Here is a 20,142-nt window from a genome sequence, read left to right on the forward strand (position 1 = left end):
CCTCAGAGCTTCATCAGGCTGGCGTCGTCGACCGAGGCCGAGTGGCGGGAACGGAACAGCGACACGATGATCGCGAGCCCGACCACGACCTCCGCGGCGGCGACGACCATCGTGAAGAAGGCGATGACCTGACCGTCGAGGTTGCCGTGCATCCGGGAGAAGGTGACGAACGCGAGGTTGCAGGCGTTCAGCATCAGCTCGATGCACATGAAGACGACGATCGCGTTCCGCCTGATCAGCACGCCGGTGGCGCCGATCGTGAACAACAGGGCGGAGAGATAGAGGTAGTTGACGGGGTTCACTTCGACGCCTCCTCGGTCCGCTTGAGGTTCGCCGGCGCGATCTCGGTGCGCTCCAGGCGCTCCTCGGCGCGCTGCTCCAGGGCCCGCAGGTCGTTCAGCGCCTCGCTGGACACGTCGCGGATCTGGCCGCGGTCACGGAGCGTCTTGCTGACCGTGAGCTCGGACGGGGTGCCGTCGGGCAGCAGGCCCTGGACGTCCACCGCGTTGTGCCGGGCGTAGACACCCGGGGCGGGGAGCGGCGGGAGGTGCTTGCCGTCGCGGACGCGCTGTTCGGACAGCTCGCGCTGGGTCTTGGGCCGCTCGGTGCGCTCGCGGTGCGTGAGCACCATGGCGCCGACGGCGGCCGTGATCAGCAGGGCGCCGGTGATCTCGAAGGCGAACACGTACTTCGTGAAGATGAGGGCGGCCAGGCCCTCCACGTTGCCGTTCGCGTTGGCCGTGCTCAGGCCGTCGAACTGCGTGAGCGAGGCGTTGCCGATGCCCGCGAACAGCAGGACTCCGAAGCCGAGCCCGCAGAGAAGGGCCAGCCAGCGCTGGCCCTTGATGGTCTCCGTCAGGGAGTCGGCGGCCGTGACGCCGACCAGCATCACCACGAACAGGAACAGCATCATGATCGCGCCCGTGTAGACGACGATCTGCACGATGCCCAGGAAGTAGGCGCCGTTGGCGAGGTAGAAGACCGCCAGGATGATCATGGTCCCGGCGAGGGAGAGCGCGCTGTGCACGGCCCTCCTCATGAGGACGGTGGACAGGGCGCCGATCACCGCGACCGTGCCGAGGACCCAGAACTGGAAGGCCTCGCCGGTGGAGGTGGAGTAGGCGGCGGCGACGAACTGCGCGCTCATGCCTCCACCCCCTCTTCGGTGGGCTTCTCGCCCTTGGAGACGGCTACTTGGGGCACCGTGCCCGGTGCGGCCTCCGTCACCAGGCCCCGGTAGTAGTCCTGTTCGTCCATCCCCGGGTAGATGGCGTGCGGGCTGTCGACCATGGTGTCTTCGAGCCCCGCGAGCAGCTGTTCCTTGGTGTAGATGAGGTTGGCGCGGCTGCTGTCCGCCAGCTCGAACTCGTTGGTCATCGTCAACGCGCGCGTGGGGCACGCCTCGATGCACAGGCCGCACAGGATGCAGCGGGCGTAGTTGATCTGGTAGACGCGGCCGTACCGCTCGCCCGGCGAGTAGCGCTCCTCGTCGGTGTTGTCGGCGCCCTCCACGTAGATGGCGTCGGCGGGGCAGGCCCAGGCGCACAGCTCGCAGCCGACGCACTTCTCCAGGCCGTCCGGATGGCGGTTGAGCTGGTGCCGTCCGTGGAACCGGGGGGCTGTGGTCTTCTGCTGCTCCGGGTACTGCTCGGTCAGCCGCTTCTTGAACATGGCCTTGAAGGTCACGCCGAAGCCGGCCACGGGGTTCTGGAAGCCGGGCTTGGACTGCCCGGTCTCCTTTGGCTCCTCAGCCATCGGACGCCTCCTTTCCATCCAGAGATCCGTCACTGCCAGTGTCCGACCCACCACTGACAATCAACTCCCGCTCGCGGCGCGAGGGGCGCCGCGGCACCGGCGGCAACTCCTGTCCCGGCAGCGGCGGCACGGGGAATCCACCCGCCATCGCGTCGAACCCGGCGGGTTCCTCGGCCAGTTGCGCGTCGTCCTTGGCCTTCTGGCGGAACATGTCCGCGATGAAGGACAGCAACAGCAGGACGAGCACACCGCCGCCGATGTAGAGGGCGATGTCGGCGAAGTCGTAGTTCTCGTTCTTCAGGGTCCGCACGGTCGCGACGAGCATCAGCCAGACGACGGAGACCGGGATGAGGACCTTCCAGCCGAGCTTCATCAACTGGTCGTAGCGCACGCGCGGGAGCGTGCCGCGCAGCCAGATGAAGAAGAACAGCAGCAGCTGGACCTTGATGACGAACCAGAGCATCGGCCACCAGCCGTGGTTCGCGCCCTCCCAGAAGGAACTGATCGGCCACGGGGCCCGCCAGCCGCCCAGGAAGAGCGTGGTCGACACCGCGGAGACCGTCACCATGTTCACGTACTCGGCGAGCATGAAGAGCGCGAACTTGATGGACGAGTACTCGGTGTTGAAGCCGCCGACCAGGTCGCCCTCGGACTCCGGCATGTCGAAGGGGGCGCGGTTGGTCTCGCCGACCATCGTGATGATGTAGATGATGAAGGAGACCGGCAGCAGGATGATGTACCAGCGGTCGTGCTGTTGCTCAACGATCGTCGAGGTCGACATCGACCCGGAGTAGAGGAACACCGAGGCGAACGCGGCGCCCATCGCGATCTCGTAGGAGATCATCTGGGCGCAGGAGCGCAGGCCGCCGAGCAGCGGGTAGGTGGAGCCGGAGCTCCAGCCGGCGAGGACGATGCCGTAGATGCCGACCGAGGCGACCGCGAGGATGTAGAGCATCGCGATCGGCAGGTCGGTGAGCTGCATCGTGGTGCGGTGGCCGAAGATCGACACCTCATTGTCGGCGGGCCCGAAGGGGATCACCGCGATCGCCATGAAGGCCGGGATGGCCGCGACGATCGGCGCGAGGACGTAGATCACCTTGTCCGCGCGCTTGACGATCAGGTCTTCCTTGAGCATCAGCTTCACGCCGTCGGCGAGCGACTGGAGCATGCCCCAGGGGCCGTGCCGGTTGGGGCCGATGCGCAGCTGCATCCAGGCGACGACCTTGCGTTCCCAGACGATCGAGAACAGCACGGTGATCATCAGGAACGCGAAGCAGAACACCGCTTTGACGACGACCAGCCACCAGGGGTCGCGGCCGAACATGGAGAGGTCTTCGGCAGCGAGGTACGGGTACGGGCTCATGCCTCCACCTCCTTGGGGGCCTCGCCCGCGAGCGTGGCCGGGCCGATGCGGACGAGTGCGCCGGGCAGCGCCCCGGTGTCGGAGGCGACGCCCCCGCCGGTGGAGTTCAGCGGGAGCCAGACCACCCGGTCGGGCATCTCGGTGATCCGCAGCGGGAGTTCGACCGTTCCGGAGCCGCCGGTCACGGCGAGCGCGTCGCCGTCCTTGACGCCCGCCTCGGCGGCCGTGGCGGCCGACACACGCGCGTGGGCGGCGTGCCGGGTACCGGCGAGTGCTTCGTCGCCCTCCTGGAGCGCGCCCTGGTCGAGCAGCAGCCGGTGCCCGGCGAGCACGGCCTCCCCGGCGGCCGGCCGCGGCAGCACACCCGCGGTCTCCAGCGGATCGCTGGCCCGCGGCCCGTCCCAGGCACCCAGCCGGTCCAACTCCGCGCGCGTGGTGCGCAGATCGGGCAGCCCCAGGTGTACGTCCATGGCGTCGGCCAGCATGTGCAGCACACGCGCGTCGGTCGGTGCGAGGGTGCGGGTCATCTGGTCGGGCTTGAGCGCGGCGTCGAAGAAGCGGACCCGGCCCTCCCAGTTGAGGAAGGCGCCCGCCTTCTCGGCAACCGCGGCGACCGGGAGGACGACATCCGCGTGTTCGGTGACCTCGCTGGGCCGCAGTTCGAGCGACACCAGGAAGCCCACTTCGTGCAGTGCCGCACGCGTGCGTGCCGGGTCGGGCAGGTCGCCCGGCTCCACACCGGCGACGAGCAGCGCCCGGAGTTCACCACCGGCGGCGGCCTCGACGATCTGGCCGGCGTCGCGGCCGTAGCGGTGCGGGAGTTCGGCGACGCCCCAGGCGACGGCGACCTCGTCACGCGCGCGTGGGTCGGTGGCCGGACGTCCGCCCGGCAGCAGCGACGGCAGCGCGCCCGCCTCGATCGCCCCGCGTTCCCCGGCCCGGCGCGGAATCCACACCAGCCGGGCACCTGTCGCGAACGCGGCCCGTACGGCGGCGGTGAGACCACCGGCGACGGCGGCCAGCCGCTCGCCGACGACGATCACCGCGCCCTCGGTGCGCAGCGCCTGGGAGGCGCGGGCGCCGTCGTCCTCCAGACCGAACCCGCTGGCGAGCGCGTCGAGCCACTCGGTCTCGGTGCCGGGAGCGGCCGGCAGCAGGATGCCGCCCGCCTTCTCCAGTCCGCGCGTGGCGTGGGTGGCGAGCGAGAACACCCGCTGCCCGTGCGTGCGCGAGGCCTTGCGCAGCCGCAGGAAGACGCCGGGCGCCTCCTCCTCGGACTCGAACCCGACGAGCAGAACGGCGGGCGCCTTCTCCAGGGAGGTGTACGTGACGCCGTTGCCGTCGAGGTCCCGGCCGCGTCCTGCGACCCGGGCGGCCAGGAAGTCGGCCTCCTCGCTGCTGTGCACGCGCGCGCGGAAGTCGATGTCGTTCGTGTCGAGCGCCACGCGCGCGAACTTGCTGTACGCGTAGGCGTCCTCGATGGTGAGGCGGCCGCCGGTCAGGACACCGGTCCGGCCCCGCGCGGCCGACAGGCCCTGCGCGGCGGCCTCCAGGGCCTCCGGCCAGGACGCCGGCTCCAGGACGCCGTCCGCGTTGCGCACGAGGGGCGTCTGCAGCCGGTCGCGCTGCTGCGCGTACCGGAAGCCGAAGCGCCCCTTGTCGCAGATCCACTCCTCGTTGACCTCGGGGTCGACGGCGGCCAGGCGCCGCATGACCTTGCCGCGCCGGTGGTCGGTGCGGGTCGCGCAGCCGCCGGAGCAGTGCTCGCACACGGAGGGCGTGGAGACCAGGTCGAAGGGGCGGGAGCGGAATCGGTACGCCGCCGAGGTGAGCGCGCCCACCGGGCAGATCTGGATGGTGTTCCCGGAGAAGTACGACTCGAAGGGGTCGCCCTCACCGGTGCCGACCTGCTGGAGCGAGCCCCGCTCCAGGAGCTCGATCATCGGGTCGCCCGCGATCTGGTTGGAGAAGCGCGTGCAGCGGGCGCACAGCACGCACCGCTCGCGGTCCAGCAGCACCTGGGTGGAGATCGGGACGGGCTTCTCGTAGGTCCGCTTTTTGCCCTCGAAGCGGGACTCGGCGTTGCCGTGGGACATCGCCTGGTTCTGGAGGGGGCACTCGCCGCCCTTGTCGCAGACCGGGCAGTCCAGCGGGTGGTTGATGAGGAGCAGCTCCATCACACCGTGCTGGGACTTCTCCGCGACCGGCGAGGTGAGCTGGGTCTTGACGACCATGCCGTCCGTGCACGTGATCGTGCAGGACGCCATCGGTTTGCGCTGGCCCTCGACCTCGACGATGCACTGCCGGCAGGCGCCGACCGGGTCGAGGAGGGGATGGTCGCAGAACCTGGGGATCTCGATGCCGAGTTGCTCGGCGGCGCGGATGACCAGGGTGCCCTTGGGCACGCTGATCTCGGCGCCGTCGATCGTCAGCGAGACGAGATCCTCGGGCGGGACCGCCGCGTCGCTCCCTCCGGAGGGAGCGTTCGTGGTCACCGTCATGCGTTCACCTCCGTGCGGTCGGCCCAGGCCGTGGACTTGGCCGGGTCGAAGGGGCAGCCCCGGCCCGTGATGTGCTGCTCGTACTCCTCGCGGAAGTACTTGAGCGAGGAGAAGATCGGCGAGGCGGCGCCGTCGCCGAGGGCGCAGAAGGACTTGCCGTTGATGTTGTCGGCGATGTCGTTCAGCTTGTCGAGGTCGGACATGGCGCCCTTGCCGGCCTCGATGTCGCGCAGCAACTGCACGAGCCAGTACGTCCCTTCACGGCACGGTGTGCACTTGCCGCAGGACTCGTGGGCGTAGAACTCGGTCCAGCGGGTGACGGCACGCACGACGCAGGTCGTCTCGTCGAAACATTGCAGAGCCTTGGTGCCGAGCATGGAACCCGCGGCACCCACTCCCTCGTAATCAAGAGGGACGTCTAGGTGCTCGTCGGTGAACATCGGCGTGGAAGACCCGCCCGGCGTCCAGAACTTGAGGCGATGCCCGGCCCGGATGCCGCCGCTCATGTCGAGCAGCTGGCGGAGGGTGATGCCGAGCGGCGCCTCGTACTGACCGGGACTGGTGACATGGCCACTGAGCGAGTAGAGCGTGAAGCCCGGGGACTTCTCGCTGCCCATCGACCTGAACCATTCCTTGCCTTTTTGCAGAATGGCGGGAACTGACGCGATCGACTCGACGTTATTCACCACAGTCGGGCATGCATAGAGGCCCGCGACCGCAGGGAAAGGGGGACGGAGCCGCGGTTGGCCACGGCGGCCTTCGAGCGAGTCGAGCAGCGCGGTCTCCTCACCGCAGATGTACGCGCCGGCGCCCGCGTGCACGGTGAGCTGGAGATCGAGTCCGCTGCCCAGGACGTTCTCGCCGAGGTAGCCCGCCTCGTACGCCTCGCGTACGGCCTCGTGCAACCGCCGCAATACGGGGACGACTTCACCACGCAGATAGATGAAGGCATGCGACGACCTGATGGCATAACACGCGATGACAATGCCCTCGATGAGGCTATGCGGGTTCGCGAACAGGAGCGGGATGTCCTTACAGGTCCCGGGCTCCGACTCGTCGGCGTTGACAACTAGATAGTGTGGTTTTCCATCCCCTTGGGGAATGAATTGCCATTTCATTCCGGTGGGGAAGCCGGCGCCACCGCGACCGCGCAGACCGGAGTCCTTCACATACGCGATGAGGTCGTCCGGCGACATGGCGAGCGCCTTGCGGAGCCCCTCGTATCCCTCGTGCCTTCGGTACGTGTCCAGAGTCCAGGACTCGTCCTCGTCCCAGAAGGCCGACAGCACGGGTGCGAGCAGCTTCTCGGGGCTGTGGTCTTTCAGTTCGGGTGCCAAGGTCATCACTCCCCCTCCTCGGCGACAGGCCCCGCCGGGTGGGCGGGGTCGGAAGCCGACGTGTCCTGCGGCGCATCGTGCGAACTGAGGTGCTCGGTCGTCGGCGACTGGTCCTGCGGAGCACCGGAGCCCCGCGGATGGACCACGCGCGCGGGTGCGGTCTCTCCCTTGGCCAGGCGGAGGCCCACCAGCGACGCGGGTCCCGCACCGCCGCTCGCCTCGACGGCCCCGGGCCGCTCGTCGGGGAAGCCGGCGAGGATCCGCGCGGTCTCCTTGAAGGTGCACATCGGCGCCCCGCGCGTGGGCTCCACGGGTGCGCCCGTGCGCAGGTCGTCGACGAGGCGGCGGGCGCTGGCCGGGGTCTGGTTGTCGAAGAACTCCCAGTTGACCATCACCACCGGCGCGAAGTCGCAGGCCGCGTTGCACTCGATGTGCTCCAGGGTGACCTTGCCGTCGTCGGTGGTCTCACCGTTGCCGACGCCCAAGTGCTCCTGGAGGGACTCGAAGATCGCGTCGCCGCCCATCACCGCGCACAGGGTGTTGGTGCAGACCCCGACCTGGTAGTCACCGCTCGGCCGGCGCCGGTACATGGAGTAGAAGGTCGCCACGGCGGCGACCTCGGCCGTCGTCAGGCCCAGCAGGGTCGCGCAGAACTGCTGCCCTGTGCGCGTGACATGACCTTCCTCCGCCTGCACGAGGTGCAGCAACGGCAGGAGGGCCGAGCGGGAGTCCGGGTAGCGGGCGATGATCTCCCGCCCGTCGGCCTCCAGCCGGGCCCGGACGTCGTCCGGGTAGGCGGGCGCGGGCAGTTGGGGCATGCCCAGACTGACGCCCTGCTCCGAAGAACTGGTGGTCACCGGTCGACGCCTCCCATCACGGGGTCGATGGACGCGACGGCGACGATGACGTCGGCGACCTGGCCGCCCTCACACATCGCCGCCATGGCCTGAAGGTTGGTGAAGGACGGGTCCCTGAAGTGGACCCGGTAGGGGCGGGTGCCTCCGTCGGAAACGGCGTGCACCCCGAGTTCGCCCTTGGGCGACTCGACCGCCGCGTACGTCTGTCCCGGCGGCACACGGAAGCCTTCGGTCACCAGCTTGAAGTGGTGGATCAGGGCCTCCATGGAGGTGCCCATGATCTGCTTGATGTGGTCGAGCGAGTTGCCCAACCCGTCGGGCCCGAGCGCGAGTTGGGCGGGCCAGGCGATCTTCTTGTCGGCGACCATGACCGGGCCGGGCTGGAGCCGGTCCAGGCACTGCTCGACGATCCTGAGCGACTGGCGCATCTCCTCCAGGCGGATGAGGAAGCGGCCGTAGGAGTCGCAGGTGTCGGCGGTCGGGATGTCGAAGTCGTACGTCTCGTAGTCGCAGTACGGCTGCGCCTTGCGCAGGTCGTGCGGCAGACCGGTGGAGCGCAGGATCGGGCCGGTGGCGCCGAGGGCCATGCAGCCGGCCAGGTCGAGGTAACCGACGTCCTGCATACGGGCCTTGAAGATGGGGTTCCCCGTGGCGAGCTTGTCGTACTCGGGGAGGTTCTTCTTCATCTTCTTCACGAACTCGCGGATCTGGTCCACCGCGCCGGGCGGCAGGTCCTGGGCGAGTCCGCCGGGGCGGATGTACGCGTGGTTCATCCGCAGGCCCGTGATGAGCTCGTAGATGTCGAGAATCATTTCACGATCACGGAATCCGTAGATCATGATCGTGGTGGCGCCGAGTTCCATCCCGCCGGTGGCGATGCACACCAGGTGGGAGGACATCCGGTTCAGCTCCATCAGGAGCACCCGGATGATCTTCGCCCGCTCGGTGATCTGGTCCTCGACGCCGAGGAGTTTCTCGACGGCGAGACAGTAGGCGGTCTCGTTGAAGAAGGACGTCAGATAGTCCATGCGCGTCACGAACGTGGTGCCCTGCGTCCACGTGCGGTACTCGAGGTTCTTCTCGATACCGGTGTGGAGGTAGCCGATGCCGCAGCGGGCCTCGGTGACCGTCTCGCCGTCGATCTCCAGGATCAGACGGAGCACACCGTGCGTGGAGGGGTGCTGGGGCCCCATGTTGACGACGATGCGCTCGTCGTCCGCCTTGGCCGCGGACTGGACGACCTCGTCCCAGTCGCCACCGGTGACCGTATATACGGTGCCCTCGGTGGTCTCGCGCGCCGAAGCGGCCGACGCGTCGGAAGCGGATGCTGACTGCGTGCTCACGAGTACGACCTCCGCTGGTCCGGAGCCGGGATCTGGGCGCCCTTGTACTCGACGGCGATGCCGCCGAGGGGGTAGTCCTTGCGCTGCGGGTGGCCCGGCCAGTCGTCCGGCATCATGATCCGCGTCAGGGCCGGGTGACCGTCGAAGACGATGCCGAAGAAGTCGTACGTCTCGCGCTCGTGCCAGTCGTTGGTCGGATAGACCGGGACCAGGGACGGGATGTGCGGATCGCTGTCCGGGGCGCTGACTTCGAGGCGGATCAGCCGGTTGTGGGTGATCGAGCGCAGGTGGTAGACGGCGTGCAGCTCGCGGCCCTTGTCGTGCAGGTAGTGGACCGCGCTGACGCCGGTGCAGAGTTCGAAGCGCAGGGCCGGGTCGTCGCGCAGGGTCTGGGCGACGCGGACCAGGTGCTCGCGTTCGATGTGGAAGGTGAGTTCACCGCGGTCGACGATCGTCTTCTCGATCGCGTTGCCGGGCAGCAGGCCCTGTTCCTCCAGGGCGCCCTCCAGCTCGTCGGCGACCTCGTCGAACCAGCCGCCGTAGGGCCGGCTCGACTCTCCCGGCAGGCGGACCGAGCGGACCAGGCCGCCGTAACCGGAGGTGTCGCCGCCGTTGTTGGCTCCGAACATGCCGCGCTGGACGCGGATCTCCTCGCCCTCGCCGCGCTGGCCGGGGAGGTTGGAGGCGCCCGGATCGTTCTCCGGGGCGGCTCCGTTGGTGCCGTTCGCGTCACTCACCGCAGCAGGCCCTTCATCTCGATGGTGGGCAGTGCCTTGAGCGCCGCCTCCTCCGCCTCGCGGGCCGCCTCCTCGGCGTTCACGCCGAGCTTGGAGGACTGGATCTTCTGGTGGAGCTTGAGGATCGCGTCCATCAGCATCTCGGGCCGTGGCGGGCAGCCCGGGAGGTAGATGTCGACCGGGACGATGTGGTCGACGCCCTGCACGATCGCGTAGTTGTTGAACATGCCGCCCGACGACGCGCAAACGCCCATGGAGATGACCCACTTGGGGTTCGGCATCTGGTCATAGACCTGCCGCAGCACCGGCGCCATCTTCTGGCTGACCCGGCCCGCGACGATCATCAGGTCCGCCTGGCGGGGAGATCCGCGGAAGACCTCCATGCCGAAGCGCGCCAGGTCGTAGCGTCCGGCGCCGGTCGTCATCATCTCGATGGCGCAGCAGGCGAGGCCGAACGTGGCCGGGAAGACGGACGCCTTGCGCACCCAGCCCGCGGCCTGCTCGACGGTGGTCAGCAGGAAACCGCTCGGCAGCTTTTCTTCGAGTCCCATGAGTTAAAGGCCCCTCAGTCCCATTCCAGGCCGCCGCGCCGCCATACGTACGCGTACGCGACGAAGACGGTGAGCACGAAGAGCAGCATCTCCACGAGCCCGAAAACACCCAGGGCGTCGAAGGTGACGGCCCAGGGGTAGAGGAAGACGATCTCGATGTCGAAGACGATGAAGAGCATCGCCGTCAGGTAGTACTTGATGGGGAAGCGCCCGCCGCCGGCCGGCGTGGGGGTCGGCTCGATGCCGCACTCGTACGCTTCGAGCTTGGCCCGGTTGTACCGCTTCGGACCGATCAGCGTGGCCATGACCACGGAGAAGATCGCAAAGCCTGCCCCGAGGGCTCCCAGTACGAGGATGGGCGCATACGCGTTCACCGCTCCTCGCTCCTCTCAGTCGGCACTGACTGCTGGCGATGGCATCGGGTCGCTTCCGCCTCACGCGCCGCTCAAACCCCGTTCGTCCCAACGAAGATCGCGAACATGTGAAGCAGGTCACAAGCCCAACTGCCTCGCATCTTATGCCCGGCGCTCTGTGATCTGCGACACGGGGTATTACACAAGCTTTGTGATCTCCACCACCTGACGGTGGATCATCAAGCCGGACGAGCGGCGATCTTCGCACGTGAAGCGTCCAGCCGATCACCAGAGGTGACATTTCCGCTCGTCATCGCAGGCCGAGGGTGTCGTCTCAGTATCAAGAGGCTTCCCTTGCATGCAAATTGGAGTTGGACGCGACGCCTTGATAATGGAAGCCCGTTCACACATCAGAGGGAGGCGCGCGGCACGGTGTGGACGCGTGCACACGTTCACGAAGTCACCCGCTCGCGGTACCCACGCAGGACGCACGCATTCCGGTAACCGTTCCGTGACCTCCGCCACACTCATGAGAGGCGCATGAGAACGGGGCTTGGCCACCTGTCCCAACAGGTGGTAGGTGGCGGGCAATTCGGGCGTACCGACGAAAGACCGTGATCACGGGCCTGATCGGGCAGGTCCGCAATGTCCGTTACGGCGTCAATAAGGAACGACACACCCGGGGTTGATGGGACGCATTGAACAATTGTGGCGCAGCACACGTTTCTTGAAGGTATGGAGGAGCCCCTGATACCGGTTGGTCTCATGTCCCACACCGCTCACATACGCAGCCATCGGAAACCCCGCCGCAGCGCGACGACGAACATCGCCGTGCGGGCCGGAGTTGCCGGTGGCGTTCTCAGCATGGCGGCGGCGGGTGCAGCCACGGCCAACGCCGCCGAGACGACACAGACCATGCAACTGCCCACCCTGACGGCCGATCTGGCCACCCAGGTCGCGCAGTCCGCCGAGGCCACGCAGCAGGCCGCAGCGAACTACCAGCTGCAGGCCGAGCGTGACACGGCCGCCGCAAACGCCGCGAAGCAGGCGAAGGCGGACCTCGCGGACGCCAAGAAGAAGGCGGAGGCAAAGAAGAAGGCCCAGGAAGCCGCTCGTAAGGACGCTGCGGCGCGCGCCGCGTCGCGCAGCTCGGAGAGGACCACCCTGGCCTCTACGGCGACCACGAGCGCCTCCACGAGCACCAGCTCGTCGACGGCGACCGGTTCGGCCGCGGCCGTCGTGTCCTTCGTGAAGGCCCAGATCGGCAAGTCCTATGTCCTGGGCGCCACCGGCCCCAGTGCCTACGACTGCTCCGGACTCGTCGGAGCCGCCTTCAAGCAGGTCGGCATCAGCCTGCCGCGTGTCTCCCAGGACCAGTCGACCGCCGGTACTCAGGTGTCCCTGAGCAACCTGCAGGCCGGCGACATCCTGTACTGGGGCAGCGCGGGCAGCGCCTACCACGTGGCGGTGTACGTGGGCGACGGCATGTTCGTCGGCGCGCAGAACCCCTCCACCGGCATCGTGGAGCGGCCGCTGTCGTACGACATGCCGACCGGCGCGGTGCGGGTGCTCTGAACCCGCGCACGACGCCGTGAGCATGGGGCCGCTGCCTCGGGGGCAGCGGTCCCCTCGGCGTACCCCGAGGGTGCTCCCGGCCTTCCCTCTACCGGAGTTCGCGGCTCTCCTGAAAGGCTCTCGTCTCAAGGTTCTCAAGTTCGGCTAACCAGACGGCCGGACGCCAAACCCGAGGAGAGCAACTCATGCCACGTGTCTTCGTCCAGGGCCGCCCCGTCGACTCCTATCCCCGGCCCGCGCCTGAGGCCGGACGCGGTTCCGTCCGACGCGTCACCGAGGTCGGTGAAGAGGTCCTGCACCGCCCGAGCCGGGACGTGACCGAGTTCGGGCCCGACCTCGCCGCGCTCATCGACGACATGTTCCTCACCATGTACGTCGCCGACGGAGCCGGCCTCGCGGCCAACCAAGTGGGCGTGGATCTGCGCCTGTTCGTGTACGACTGCCTCGACGACGACGGTGTCCGACATGTCGGACACATCGTCAACCCGGTCCTGGACCCGCTCGACCCGGCCGGGCGCCGGCTGCTCGACGAGGGCGAGGGCTGCCTGTCGGTGCCGGGTGCCATGATGGACGTACCGCGTCCGGACCGGGCCGTGGTGCGCGGGCTCGACAAGGACGGCAAGGCGCTTGTGATCGAGGGCACGGGGTACTTCGCGCGCTGCCTCGCCCACGAGACCGACCACGTCAACGGCCAGGTGTACCTGGACCGGCTCTCCAAGCGGGACCGCAAGGAGGCGCTGCGGCAGGTGGCGGACCGGCGTGACGAGGTGTTCGCCCGCCGGGCCGCCAAGACGAAGGCCCTGACCGCCTGATCACCACCAGGCCCGGAACCCCCGCTACGCCTTCGGCGCCACCTTGCTCAGCCCGTTGATGATGCGGTCCATCGCGTCGCCGCCCGTGGGGTCGGTGAGGTTGGCCAGCATCTTCAGGGTGAACTTCATCAGCAGGGGGTGCGTCAGGCCGCGCTGGGCCGCGATCTTCATGACCTTCGGGTTGCCGATGAGCTTCACGAAGGCGCGGCCCAGCGTGTAGTAGCCGCCGTAGGTGTCCTTGAGGACCTGCGGGTAGCGCCGCAGGGCCAGTTCACGGCTCGCGGGGGTCGGGCGGGCGTGGGCCTGGACGATGACGTCGGCGGCGATCTGGCCGGACTCCATGGCGTAGGCGATGCCCTCGCCGTTGAAGGGGTTCACCAGGCCGCCGGCGTCGCCGACCAACAACAACCCCTTCGTGTAGTGGGGTTGGCGGTTGAAGGCCATCGGGAGGGCGGCGCCGCGGATCGGGCCGGTCATGTTTTCGGGGGTGTACCCCCAGTCCTCGGGCATGGACGCGCACCAGGCCTTCAGCACCTCGCGCCAGTCCAACTCCTTGAAGGAGTCGGAGGTGTTGAGGACACCGAGGCCGACGTTCGAGGTGCCGTCGCCCATGCCGAAGATCCAGCCGTAGCCGGGCAGCAGTCGGTCCTCGGCGCCGCGGCGGTCCCACAGTTCCAGCCAGGATTCGAGGTAGTCGTCCTCGTGTCGGGGCGAGGTGAAGTAGGTCCGGACGGCCACGCCCATAGGGCGGTCCTCGCGGCGGTGCAGGCCCATCGCGAGGGAGAGGCGGGTGGAGTTGCCGTCGGCGGCGACCACCAGGGGCGCGTGGAAGGTGACTTCACGTTTCTCGTCGCCGAGCTTGGCGTTGACGCCGGTGATGTGGCCGGTGCGTTCGTCGACGATCGGGGCGCCGACGTTGCAGCGCTCGTAGAGGCGGGCGCCGGCCTTCTGGGCGTTGCGGGCGAGCTGTTCGTCGAAGTCGTCGCGCTTGCGGACGAGGCCGTAGTCCGGGAAGGAGGCGAGTTCCGGCCAGTCCAGCTGGAGGCGGACCCCGCCGCCGATGATGCGCAGGCCCTTGTTGCGCAGCCAGCCGGCCTCCTCGGAGATGTCGATGCCCATGGCCACGAGCTGTTTGGTGGCGCGCGGGGTGAGTCCGTCGCCGCACACCTTCTCGCGCGGGAACTCGGTCTTCTCCAGCAGGAGTACGTCGAGTCCGGACTTGGCGAGGTGGTAAGCGGTGGCGGAGCCGGCTGGCCCCGCGCCGACGACGATCACATCGGCGGTGTTTTCGGAGAGGGGCTCGGTCACGGCGGGATCTCCCCAAGTTCGAAATCTGCGTGCCGACCGGCACTGGACATGGGCAGTCTATTCAGCGCCACTGATCACCAGGCTGAAGGGCTGCCCCGTGAACCGAGCTCTCCCCGCAGTACGGCTGCGTGTCCCGACCGACGAGGACGCCGTGGCCTGGCACCGGGCCTTCGCCCACCCCGACGTCATGGAGTTCCACGGTGGGAAAGCCGCCGAGCTGTCCGTCTACGAGGAACTCACCGCCCGCCAGCGCCGGCACGACGCGGAGCGCGGTTTCTGCCTGTGGACCATGCTCGACGACGCGGACCGGGTCATCGGCTTCACCGGCGCCCAGCCGTGGCCGCAGGACTGGGGACCGAAGGGCGAGATCGAGATCGGCTGGCGGCTGGGACGGGAGTTCTGGGGCCAGGGATACGCCACGGCGGCAGCGGAGACGACCCTGGAGCGGGTGCGGGCGGCCGGGGTGCCGAGCGTGGTGGCGATGGTCCTGGCCCGCAACACCCGGTCGATCGCGGTGACCCGGCGGCTGGGCATGCACCTCGCCGAGGTCTTCACCACGCCCTCCCGCGAGGAGGAGGGCCACTGCTACCGACTCGAACTGTAACTCAGAGTAACTATCCGCTACAGAACGACACTTGACGCTTCCAATCGGTGCCGGACCGGGGTTACCCTTCCGGTACCGCTGGGGGTGACATCTGTGCGCATAACACCCAAACCACCCGAAGTGCGCGTGCCACGGCTCGTCGGCCTGATGGCCGTGGACGCGCGCGAGACGGCCCAGTCGCGCGGGCTGTTCATCAACTCGCCGGACCGGCCCGACTTCCATCTCGCCGTCGTCGACTACGTCGTACGGCAGTATCCGCAGCCCGATGCCGAGGTGCCGCGGGACTCCATGGTCTACGTGTGGTTCGACTTCGGCCCGGGCGACGGCGGGGGCGGTATGCGTGAGCCGCGCACACCCCGGCCGCCGAGCGGCGGGATGCAGCGCGAGCTGAACGAGCCGCCGGGCGACGCGTTCTTCGCGACGGTGATCAGCTAGACGGTGATCAACCGGCGGAGCCCACGCCGCCCTTGAAACCGCGGTGCAGGGCCACGATCCCGCCGCTCAGGTTGCGATGGGCGACCTTCGACCAGCCGGCCTTGCGCAGTCGCTCGGCCAGTGCGGACTGGTCGGGCCAGGCGCGGATGGACTCGGCGAGATAGACGTACGCGTCCGGGTTCGAGGAGACGGTACGGGCGACCGGCGGCAGCGCGCGCATCAGGTACTCGGTGTAGACCGTGCGGAAGGGCGCCCAGGTCGGGTGCGAGAACTCGCAGATCACCACCCGGCCGCCGGGCTTGGTCACCCGGTACAGCTCGCGCAGCGCGGTGTCCGTGTCCTGCACGTTGCGCAGCCCGAAGGAGATGGTCACGGCGTCGAACGTGTCGTCCTTGAACGGCAGCTTCGTCGCGTCGCCGGCCGTGAGCGGCAGCCAGGGGTGGCGCTTCTTGCCGACCTGGAGCATGCCGAGGGAGAAGTCGCAGGGCACGACGTAGGCGCCGCTGCGGGCGAAGGGGAGGGACGAGGTCGCCGTACCGGCGGCGAGGTCCAGGATCTTCTGCGCGGGGCGGGCGTCGACCGCCTTCGTGACCTCCTTGCGCCATCGGCGGTCCTGGCCGAGCGACAGCACGTCGTTGGTCAGGTCGTACCGTTCCGCCACGTCGTCGAACATCGAGGCGACTTCGTGCGGCTGCTTGTCCAGGGATGCGCGGGTCACGGGCCCATTGTGGCAGTACGGGCCGGGCACACCGAAGGCGCCCGGCCCGTAGCGCACCGACTTCACGACGGCAGGAGTCTGGGTTTCTTCTTCGCCGCCACGTCCTCCACCCAGCCGCAGAGCACGATGAAGACGGCGATGAGGATCCAGCCGATGCCGAACATGAACCACTGGCTGCCCAGCGGCAGCCACTTCTCGAAGGCGGGCACCTTCCAGAACTGGTCGGTGAGCGGCACCGCGAGCACCAGCGCGATCTCGTGCCAGAGATAGATGGTCACGGCCCGCGAGTTGAAGATCGTGACGATCCGGTCGAGCTTCTTGAACCTGGTCAGCCAGGCGAAGTCGATGTTGAAGTAGGCCTTGGCCCACATCAGCAGCATGACGTAGCCGGCCGACCAGTACGTCTGGGCGAGCGGGTTCTCGTCCAGGTCGTACGTCCCGGCCTCGGCCTGGTGCGTGAAGGCGTACCAGCCGCCGAAGACGATCGCGGCGACCGAGAGCGTCACCACCAGGAAGGGCTTCAGCTTCTGGAGCACGCCGTCGCGGTGCGCGAAGCCGAGGATCCAGCAGAAGAGGTACGTCGACAGGTCCCAGAGCGCGTTGCCGAAGCGGTTGTCCGGCCCCGCCCACACGTACTTCAGGACGACGATCGGCACCAGGGTCAGCAGCAGCACCGGGATCGGCGCCTTGCGGAAGATCCACAGCAGGGCCGGCGAGAGCATCACGAACCACAGATACGTCCGCAGGTACCAGAGGATCTCCCAGGCCTGCATGCCCCAGGCGTTGCCCGGCGGATCACCGACGGGCACGATCCAGAAGACGATCTGCCACCCGGGCATCCAGTCGTGGATCATCATCGCGACGAGCACGAAGAAGCCCCAGAACCAGAACGGCGGCAGCAGCCTCCGCATCCGGCTCTTGACCACCTTGAACGCCGGCCGCTCCAGGGACTTCGCCATCAGCGTCCCGGCCAGCCCGAACATGATCCCCATCGAGGGGAACACCATCCCGCACCAGGCCCACCCGAAGGTGTGGTAGGTCACGACCCGGACCAGCGCGACGGCCCGCAGCGTGTCGAAGTACCGGTCCCGGCCCGCCGGTTTGGACGCGGGCTTCTCGACAGGCTCCTCGACGACCTCAGCCGCCACCGGCTCCGGCTCGGCCACCGTCTCCGGTTCCACCGTGGGCAGCGTCGCCGTCTCTCCTACGACGGCCGCCCCCGCGCCCTGCCCGTAGTCCGTCCCCGCGTACTGCTGCGGATACGACTGCTGTTGGGGATACGGCTGCTGTTGTTGGGGGTACGCCTGCTGCTGATACGGGTACGGCGGCTGGGGCTGGCCGTACGGCTGAGGCTGCCCGTACCCGTCGTAGCCGTACGGCTGCTGAGGCTGTTGCGGTTGGCCGTAGCCACCCCCGTATCCCTGCTGCTGTTCCCAGGTCATCAGCTCGCCCCCGCCGGTGTGCCGACCTCGCCGGTGCGCTTGAGTTTCTGCCAGCGCAGCCGGCCGCCGGTCAGGGCGGTGATGCTGGAGTGGATGAGGACGAGGTACATCATCTGGCGGTAGGCGAGCTGCTGGAGCGGCATCATCAGCAGGTAGCGGTACTTCTCCCGGTCCAGCCTGAACGCGTAGGCCGCGCACAGGAGTTGGATGCCGAGCACCGCGAACCACATCGCGAGGGACGCCCAGAAGTCCACGAAGATCATCGAGTAGACGGTGAAGACGTCGATCAGCGGGGCGAAGACCGGCGTGATGATCTGGAAGATGACCACCAGCGGCATGCCGACCCGGCCGAAGCGGCCCGAAGGACCCTTGTCCGTAAGGGACTTGCGGTGCTTCCACAGCGCCTGCATGGTGCCGTAGGACCAGCGGTAGCGCTGCGACCAGAGCTGCTTGAGGGAGGCCGGGGCCTCGGTCCAGGCCTTGGCGTGCTCCTGGTAGACGACCCGCCAGCCCTCGCGGTGCATGGCGATGGTGATGTCCGTGTCCTCGGCGAGCGTGTCCTCGCTCATACCGCCGACCTGGAGGACCGCCTCGCGGCGGAACGCGCCGATCGCGCCCGGGATGGTGGGCATGCAGCGCAGCAGGTCGTACATGCGGCGGTCGAGGTTGAAGCCCATCACGTACTCGATGTGCTGCCAGGCGCCGATGATCGTGTTGCGGTTGCCGACCTTGGCGTTCCCCGCGACCGCGCCGACCTCGGGGTCGGCGAAGGGCTGCACGAGGTGTCGTACGGTGTCGGGTTCGAAGACGGTGTCGCCGTCCATCATCACGACGATGTCGTAACTCGCGCTGCGCACACCGTTGTTGAGGGCGGCCGGCTTGCCCGCGTTCTCCTGGCGGATGACCCGGACGTTCGTCATGCCGAAGGAACGGGCCGCCTCGCGGGCGATCTCGGAGGTGCCGTCCGAGGAGCCGTCGTCGACGACGATGACCTCGATCGGGTGGGTGCTCTTCGCCAGCGACTCGAGGGTGTTGGCGATGCACTCCTTCTCGTTGTACGCCGGGACGATCACCGTCACCGGGCGGGTGACGGTCGGCCCCCAGCTGAACCTGCGTTTATTGCGCTGTCTGTAGTGCCGCCGGGCGAGGATCAGCATCATCCCGAAGCGGCTCATGACCGCGACGCCGACGACGGTGAGGCCCGCCGCGAGTCCCGGCACCACCCACTCCGCGACGGAGACGGCGTAGATGAGCGCCTTGCCCTCGTAAAGGGTCATGCCGGTGGCCTCGCGGTGGGCGCCCTGGAGGACCGAGGTCTGCCGGTTGCCGTTGCGGTTGGAGCCGTTCCCGGTGCCGCCGGCCGTGCCCGCGCCGCCGACGGCCGAGTCGACCGGGGTCTGGCCGTTGCCCGCGCCGGTGCCACCGGGTGCGCCGGACGGCGCGGCGGAAGGTGCCGCGGAGGGCTGGGCGCCGGCCTCGACGTTGCCGGTGCTCGTCCCGGCGGCCGCGCCCGTGCCGGCACCCGCGCCGGTCCCGCTCGCCCGCTCGGCGGCGGTGTTCTTGGCGATGGCGCCGCTCACGGTGGTGAACGTGTAGCCCTTCGCCTTCATCTTCTCGATGTACGTGGGCAGCGCCTTCATGGTCTGCGAGCGCACACCACCGGCGTCGTGGAAGAGCACCGAGGAACCCGAAGTCCCGGACGGCGTAGCCCACTTGATGATCTTCGCGACACCGGGCTGCTTCCAGTCGTCGCTGTCGGTGTCGACGAAGACACTGGTGTAGCCGTCGGCGCCGAGCTTCTTGTAGACGGGGTAGCTGTAGTTGTCGATGGCGTCCGTCTCCGAGGAGTACGGCGCGCGGAACAGCGTGGTGGTGATGCCGGCCGCGCCCGCCAGCGCGAGCTGCGTCTGCTGCATCTCGCGCTTGATTCGGGCGTCGCTCTGGTAGGAGAGGTCGACGTGGGTGAAGGTGTGGATGCCCACCTCTTCGCCCTGCTCGACCATCTGCTTCACGATGTCCGGGTAGCGCGAGACCATCGAGCCCACCAGGAAGAACGTGGCCGGCACGTCGTACTTCTTGAGGATCTTCAGGACCGTGGGCGTGTAGGTGGGGTTCGGACCGTCGTCGAAGGTGAGGACGATGGTCTTCTTCGGAATGGTCTGGGTGACCGGCTTGCCGTCGCGGAAGGTCAGGATCGGGCCGCCGTTGAGGACCTTGTCGGGGACCTTGCCGGCGCTCGCGCCGTCCCGGACGCGTTCGTCGCCGCCGACTTCCGCGCGCAGGTAGCCGTCGAGCAGCATCACGCAGGTGAGGCCGAGCAGAAGCAGCAGGGCGAGAATCACTCGGGGCCGCTGGAGCGCGGAAGCCTTGCCGCGCGCCCGCGCCATCCGGGTGGGGGCGCGTCGGCGCCCGCGCGAGGGAGTCGTCGTAGTCATGGCTGCGCGTGCACTC

General features: G+C 68.4%; 19 protein-coding genes. 4 read left to right on the forward strand and 15 right to left on the reverse strand.

Features of this window, described 5'->3' with window-relative positions; all coding sequences use genetic code 11:
• Nucleotides 1-2: 2 nt before the first annotated feature.
• The 11 genes from nuoK to OG714_RS22215 are packed head-to-tail and all read right to left on the reverse strand — an operon-like array spanning nucleotide 3 to nucleotide 10,818.
• Nucleotides 3-302, reverse strand: a complete 300-nt coding sequence (gene nuoK, locus OG714_RS22165) for an NADH-quinone oxidoreductase subunit NuoK (protein ID WP_016437642.1) — start codon at nucleotides 300-302, stop codon at nucleotides 3-5.
• Nucleotides 299-1,147 carry an NADH-quinone oxidoreductase subunit J gene (locus OG714_RS22170; protein ID WP_406123402.1) on the reverse strand — a complete coding sequence of 283 codons (849 nt, stop codon included), beginning with the start codon at nucleotides 1,145-1,147 and terminating at the stop codon, nucleotides 299-301. Before OG714_RS22170 ends, nuoK begins: the two co-directional genes overlap by 4 nt.
• A complete protein-coding gene (nuoI, locus tag OG714_RS22175) occupies nucleotides 1,144-1,755 on the reverse strand; it encodes an NADH-quinone oxidoreductase subunit NuoI (RefSeq protein ID WP_406123404.1) in 612 nt (203 codons plus the stop codon). The genes OG714_RS22170 and nuoI overlap by 4 nt, the downstream gene beginning before the upstream one ends.
• Nucleotides 1,748-3,118, reverse strand: coding sequence for an NADH-quinone oxidoreductase subunit NuoH (gene nuoH / locus OG714_RS22180; RefSeq protein WP_406123405.1), 1,371 nt, complete (start codon nucleotides 3,116-3,118; stop codon nucleotides 1,748-1,750). Before nuoH ends, nuoI begins: the two co-directional genes overlap by 8 nt.
• On the reverse strand, nucleotides 3,115-5,619 hold the full coding sequence (locus OG714_RS22185) for an NADH-quinone oxidoreductase subunit G (RefSeq protein WP_406123406.1): 2,505 nt from the start codon (nucleotides 5,617-5,619) through the stop codon (nucleotides 3,115-3,117). Before OG714_RS22185 ends, nuoH begins: the two co-directional genes overlap by 4 nt.
• Complete coding sequence (gene nuoF, locus OG714_RS22190) at nucleotides 5,616-6,962, reverse strand: NADH-quinone oxidoreductase subunit NuoF (RefSeq protein ID WP_406123408.1); 1,347 nt, start codon at nucleotides 6,960-6,962, stop codon at nucleotides 5,616-5,618. Before nuoF ends, OG714_RS22185 begins: the two co-directional genes overlap by 4 nt.
• Entirely contained in the window at nucleotides 6,962-7,813 is an 852-nt protein-coding gene (gene nuoE / locus OG714_RS22195; protein WP_406123410.1) for an NADH-quinone oxidoreductase subunit NuoE, read from the reverse strand. The genes nuoF and nuoE overlap by 1 nt, the downstream gene beginning before the upstream one ends.
• Entirely contained in the window at nucleotides 7,810-9,156 is a 1,347-nt protein-coding gene (locus OG714_RS22200) for an NADH-quinone oxidoreductase subunit D (RefSeq protein ID WP_406123411.1), read from the reverse strand. Before OG714_RS22200 ends, nuoE begins: the two co-directional genes overlap by 4 nt.
• Entirely contained in the window at nucleotides 9,153-9,893 is a 741-nt protein-coding gene (locus tag OG714_RS22205; protein WP_406123412.1) for an NADH-quinone oxidoreductase subunit C, read from the reverse strand. The genes OG714_RS22200 and OG714_RS22205 overlap by 4 nt, the downstream gene beginning before the upstream one ends.
• A complete protein-coding gene (locus OG714_RS22210) occupies nucleotides 9,890-10,444 on the reverse strand; it encodes an NADH-quinone oxidoreductase subunit B family protein (protein ID WP_007383964.1) in 555 nt (184 codons plus the stop codon). The genes OG714_RS22205 and OG714_RS22210 overlap by 4 nt, the downstream gene beginning before the upstream one ends.
• Nucleotides 10,445-10,458: 14 nt before the next feature.
• Nucleotides 10,459-10,818 (reverse strand): NADH-quinone oxidoreductase subunit A, encoded by a 360-nt coding sequence (locus OG714_RS22215; RefSeq protein WP_007383963.1) that lies wholly within the window; start codon nucleotides 10,816-10,818, stop codon nucleotides 10,459-10,461.
• 744 nt (nucleotides 10,819-11,562) lie between these two features.
• Here OG714_RS22215 and OG714_RS22220 point away from each other — a divergent pair.
• Both OG714_RS22220 and def read left to right on the forward strand, forming a co-directional pair.
• Entirely contained in the window at nucleotides 11,563-12,372 is an 810-nt protein-coding gene (locus OG714_RS22220) for a C40 family peptidase (protein ID WP_406123413.1), read from the forward strand.
• A 185-nt stretch (nucleotides 12,373-12,557) separates the two neighbouring features.
• Nucleotides 12,558-13,184: a peptide deformylase gene (gene def, locus OG714_RS22225; protein WP_406123415.1), complete on the forward strand. Its 627-nt coding sequence runs from the start codon at nucleotides 12,558-12,560 to the stop codon at nucleotides 13,182-13,184.
• A gap of 24 nt (nucleotides 13,185-13,208) precedes the next feature.
• Here def and OG714_RS22230 read toward each other — a convergent pair whose 3' ends face one another.
• Nucleotides 13,209-14,492, reverse strand: a complete 1,284-nt coding sequence (locus OG714_RS22230; RefSeq protein WP_406123416.1) for a geranylgeranyl reductase family protein — start codon at nucleotides 14,490-14,492, stop codon at nucleotides 13,209-13,211.
• A 97-nt stretch (nucleotides 14,493-14,589) separates the two neighbouring features.
• On the opposite strand from OG714_RS22230, the gene OG714_RS22235 reads away from it, so the two are divergent.
• Nucleotides 14,590-15,096, forward strand: a complete 507-nt coding sequence (locus OG714_RS22235; RefSeq protein ID WP_406123418.1) for a GNAT family N-acetyltransferase — start codon at nucleotides 14,590-14,592, stop codon at nucleotides 15,094-15,096.
• Between the two features lie 120 nt (nucleotides 15,097-15,216).
• Nucleotides 15,217-15,531, forward strand: a complete 315-nt coding sequence (locus OG714_RS22240) for a PASTA domain-containing protein (RefSeq protein WP_406123420.1) — start codon at nucleotides 15,217-15,219, stop codon at nucleotides 15,529-15,531.
• Between the two features lie 7 nt (nucleotides 15,532-15,538).
• On the opposite strand, the gene OG714_RS22245 is transcribed toward OG714_RS22240, so the two are convergent.
• The 3 genes from OG714_RS22245 to OG714_RS22255 form a co-directional block, all read right to left on the reverse strand.
• Nucleotides 15,539-16,249, reverse strand: coding sequence for a demethylmenaquinone methyltransferase (locus OG714_RS22245; RefSeq protein WP_406123421.1), 711 nt, complete (start codon nucleotides 16,247-16,249; stop codon nucleotides 15,539-15,541).
• A gap of 62 nt (nucleotides 16,250-16,311) precedes the next feature.
• Nucleotides 16,312-17,691, reverse strand: coding sequence for an acyltransferase family protein (locus OG714_RS22250; RefSeq protein ID WP_406123423.1), 1,380 nt, complete (start codon nucleotides 17,689-17,691; stop codon nucleotides 16,312-16,314).
• Nucleotides 17,691-20,126: a bifunctional polysaccharide deacetylase/glycosyltransferase family 2 protein gene (locus OG714_RS22255; RefSeq protein ID WP_406123424.1), complete on the reverse strand. Its 2,436-nt coding sequence runs from the start codon at nucleotides 20,124-20,126 to the stop codon at nucleotides 17,691-17,693. The genes OG714_RS22250 and OG714_RS22255 overlap by 1 nt, the downstream gene beginning before the upstream one ends.
• Nucleotides 20,127-20,142 lie beyond the last annotated feature (16 nt).

The sequence above is a fragment of the Streptomyces sp. NBC_00989 genome (assembly GCF_045162655.1).
GTDB lineage: Bacteria > Actinomycetota > Actinomycetes > Streptomycetales > Streptomycetaceae > Streptomyces.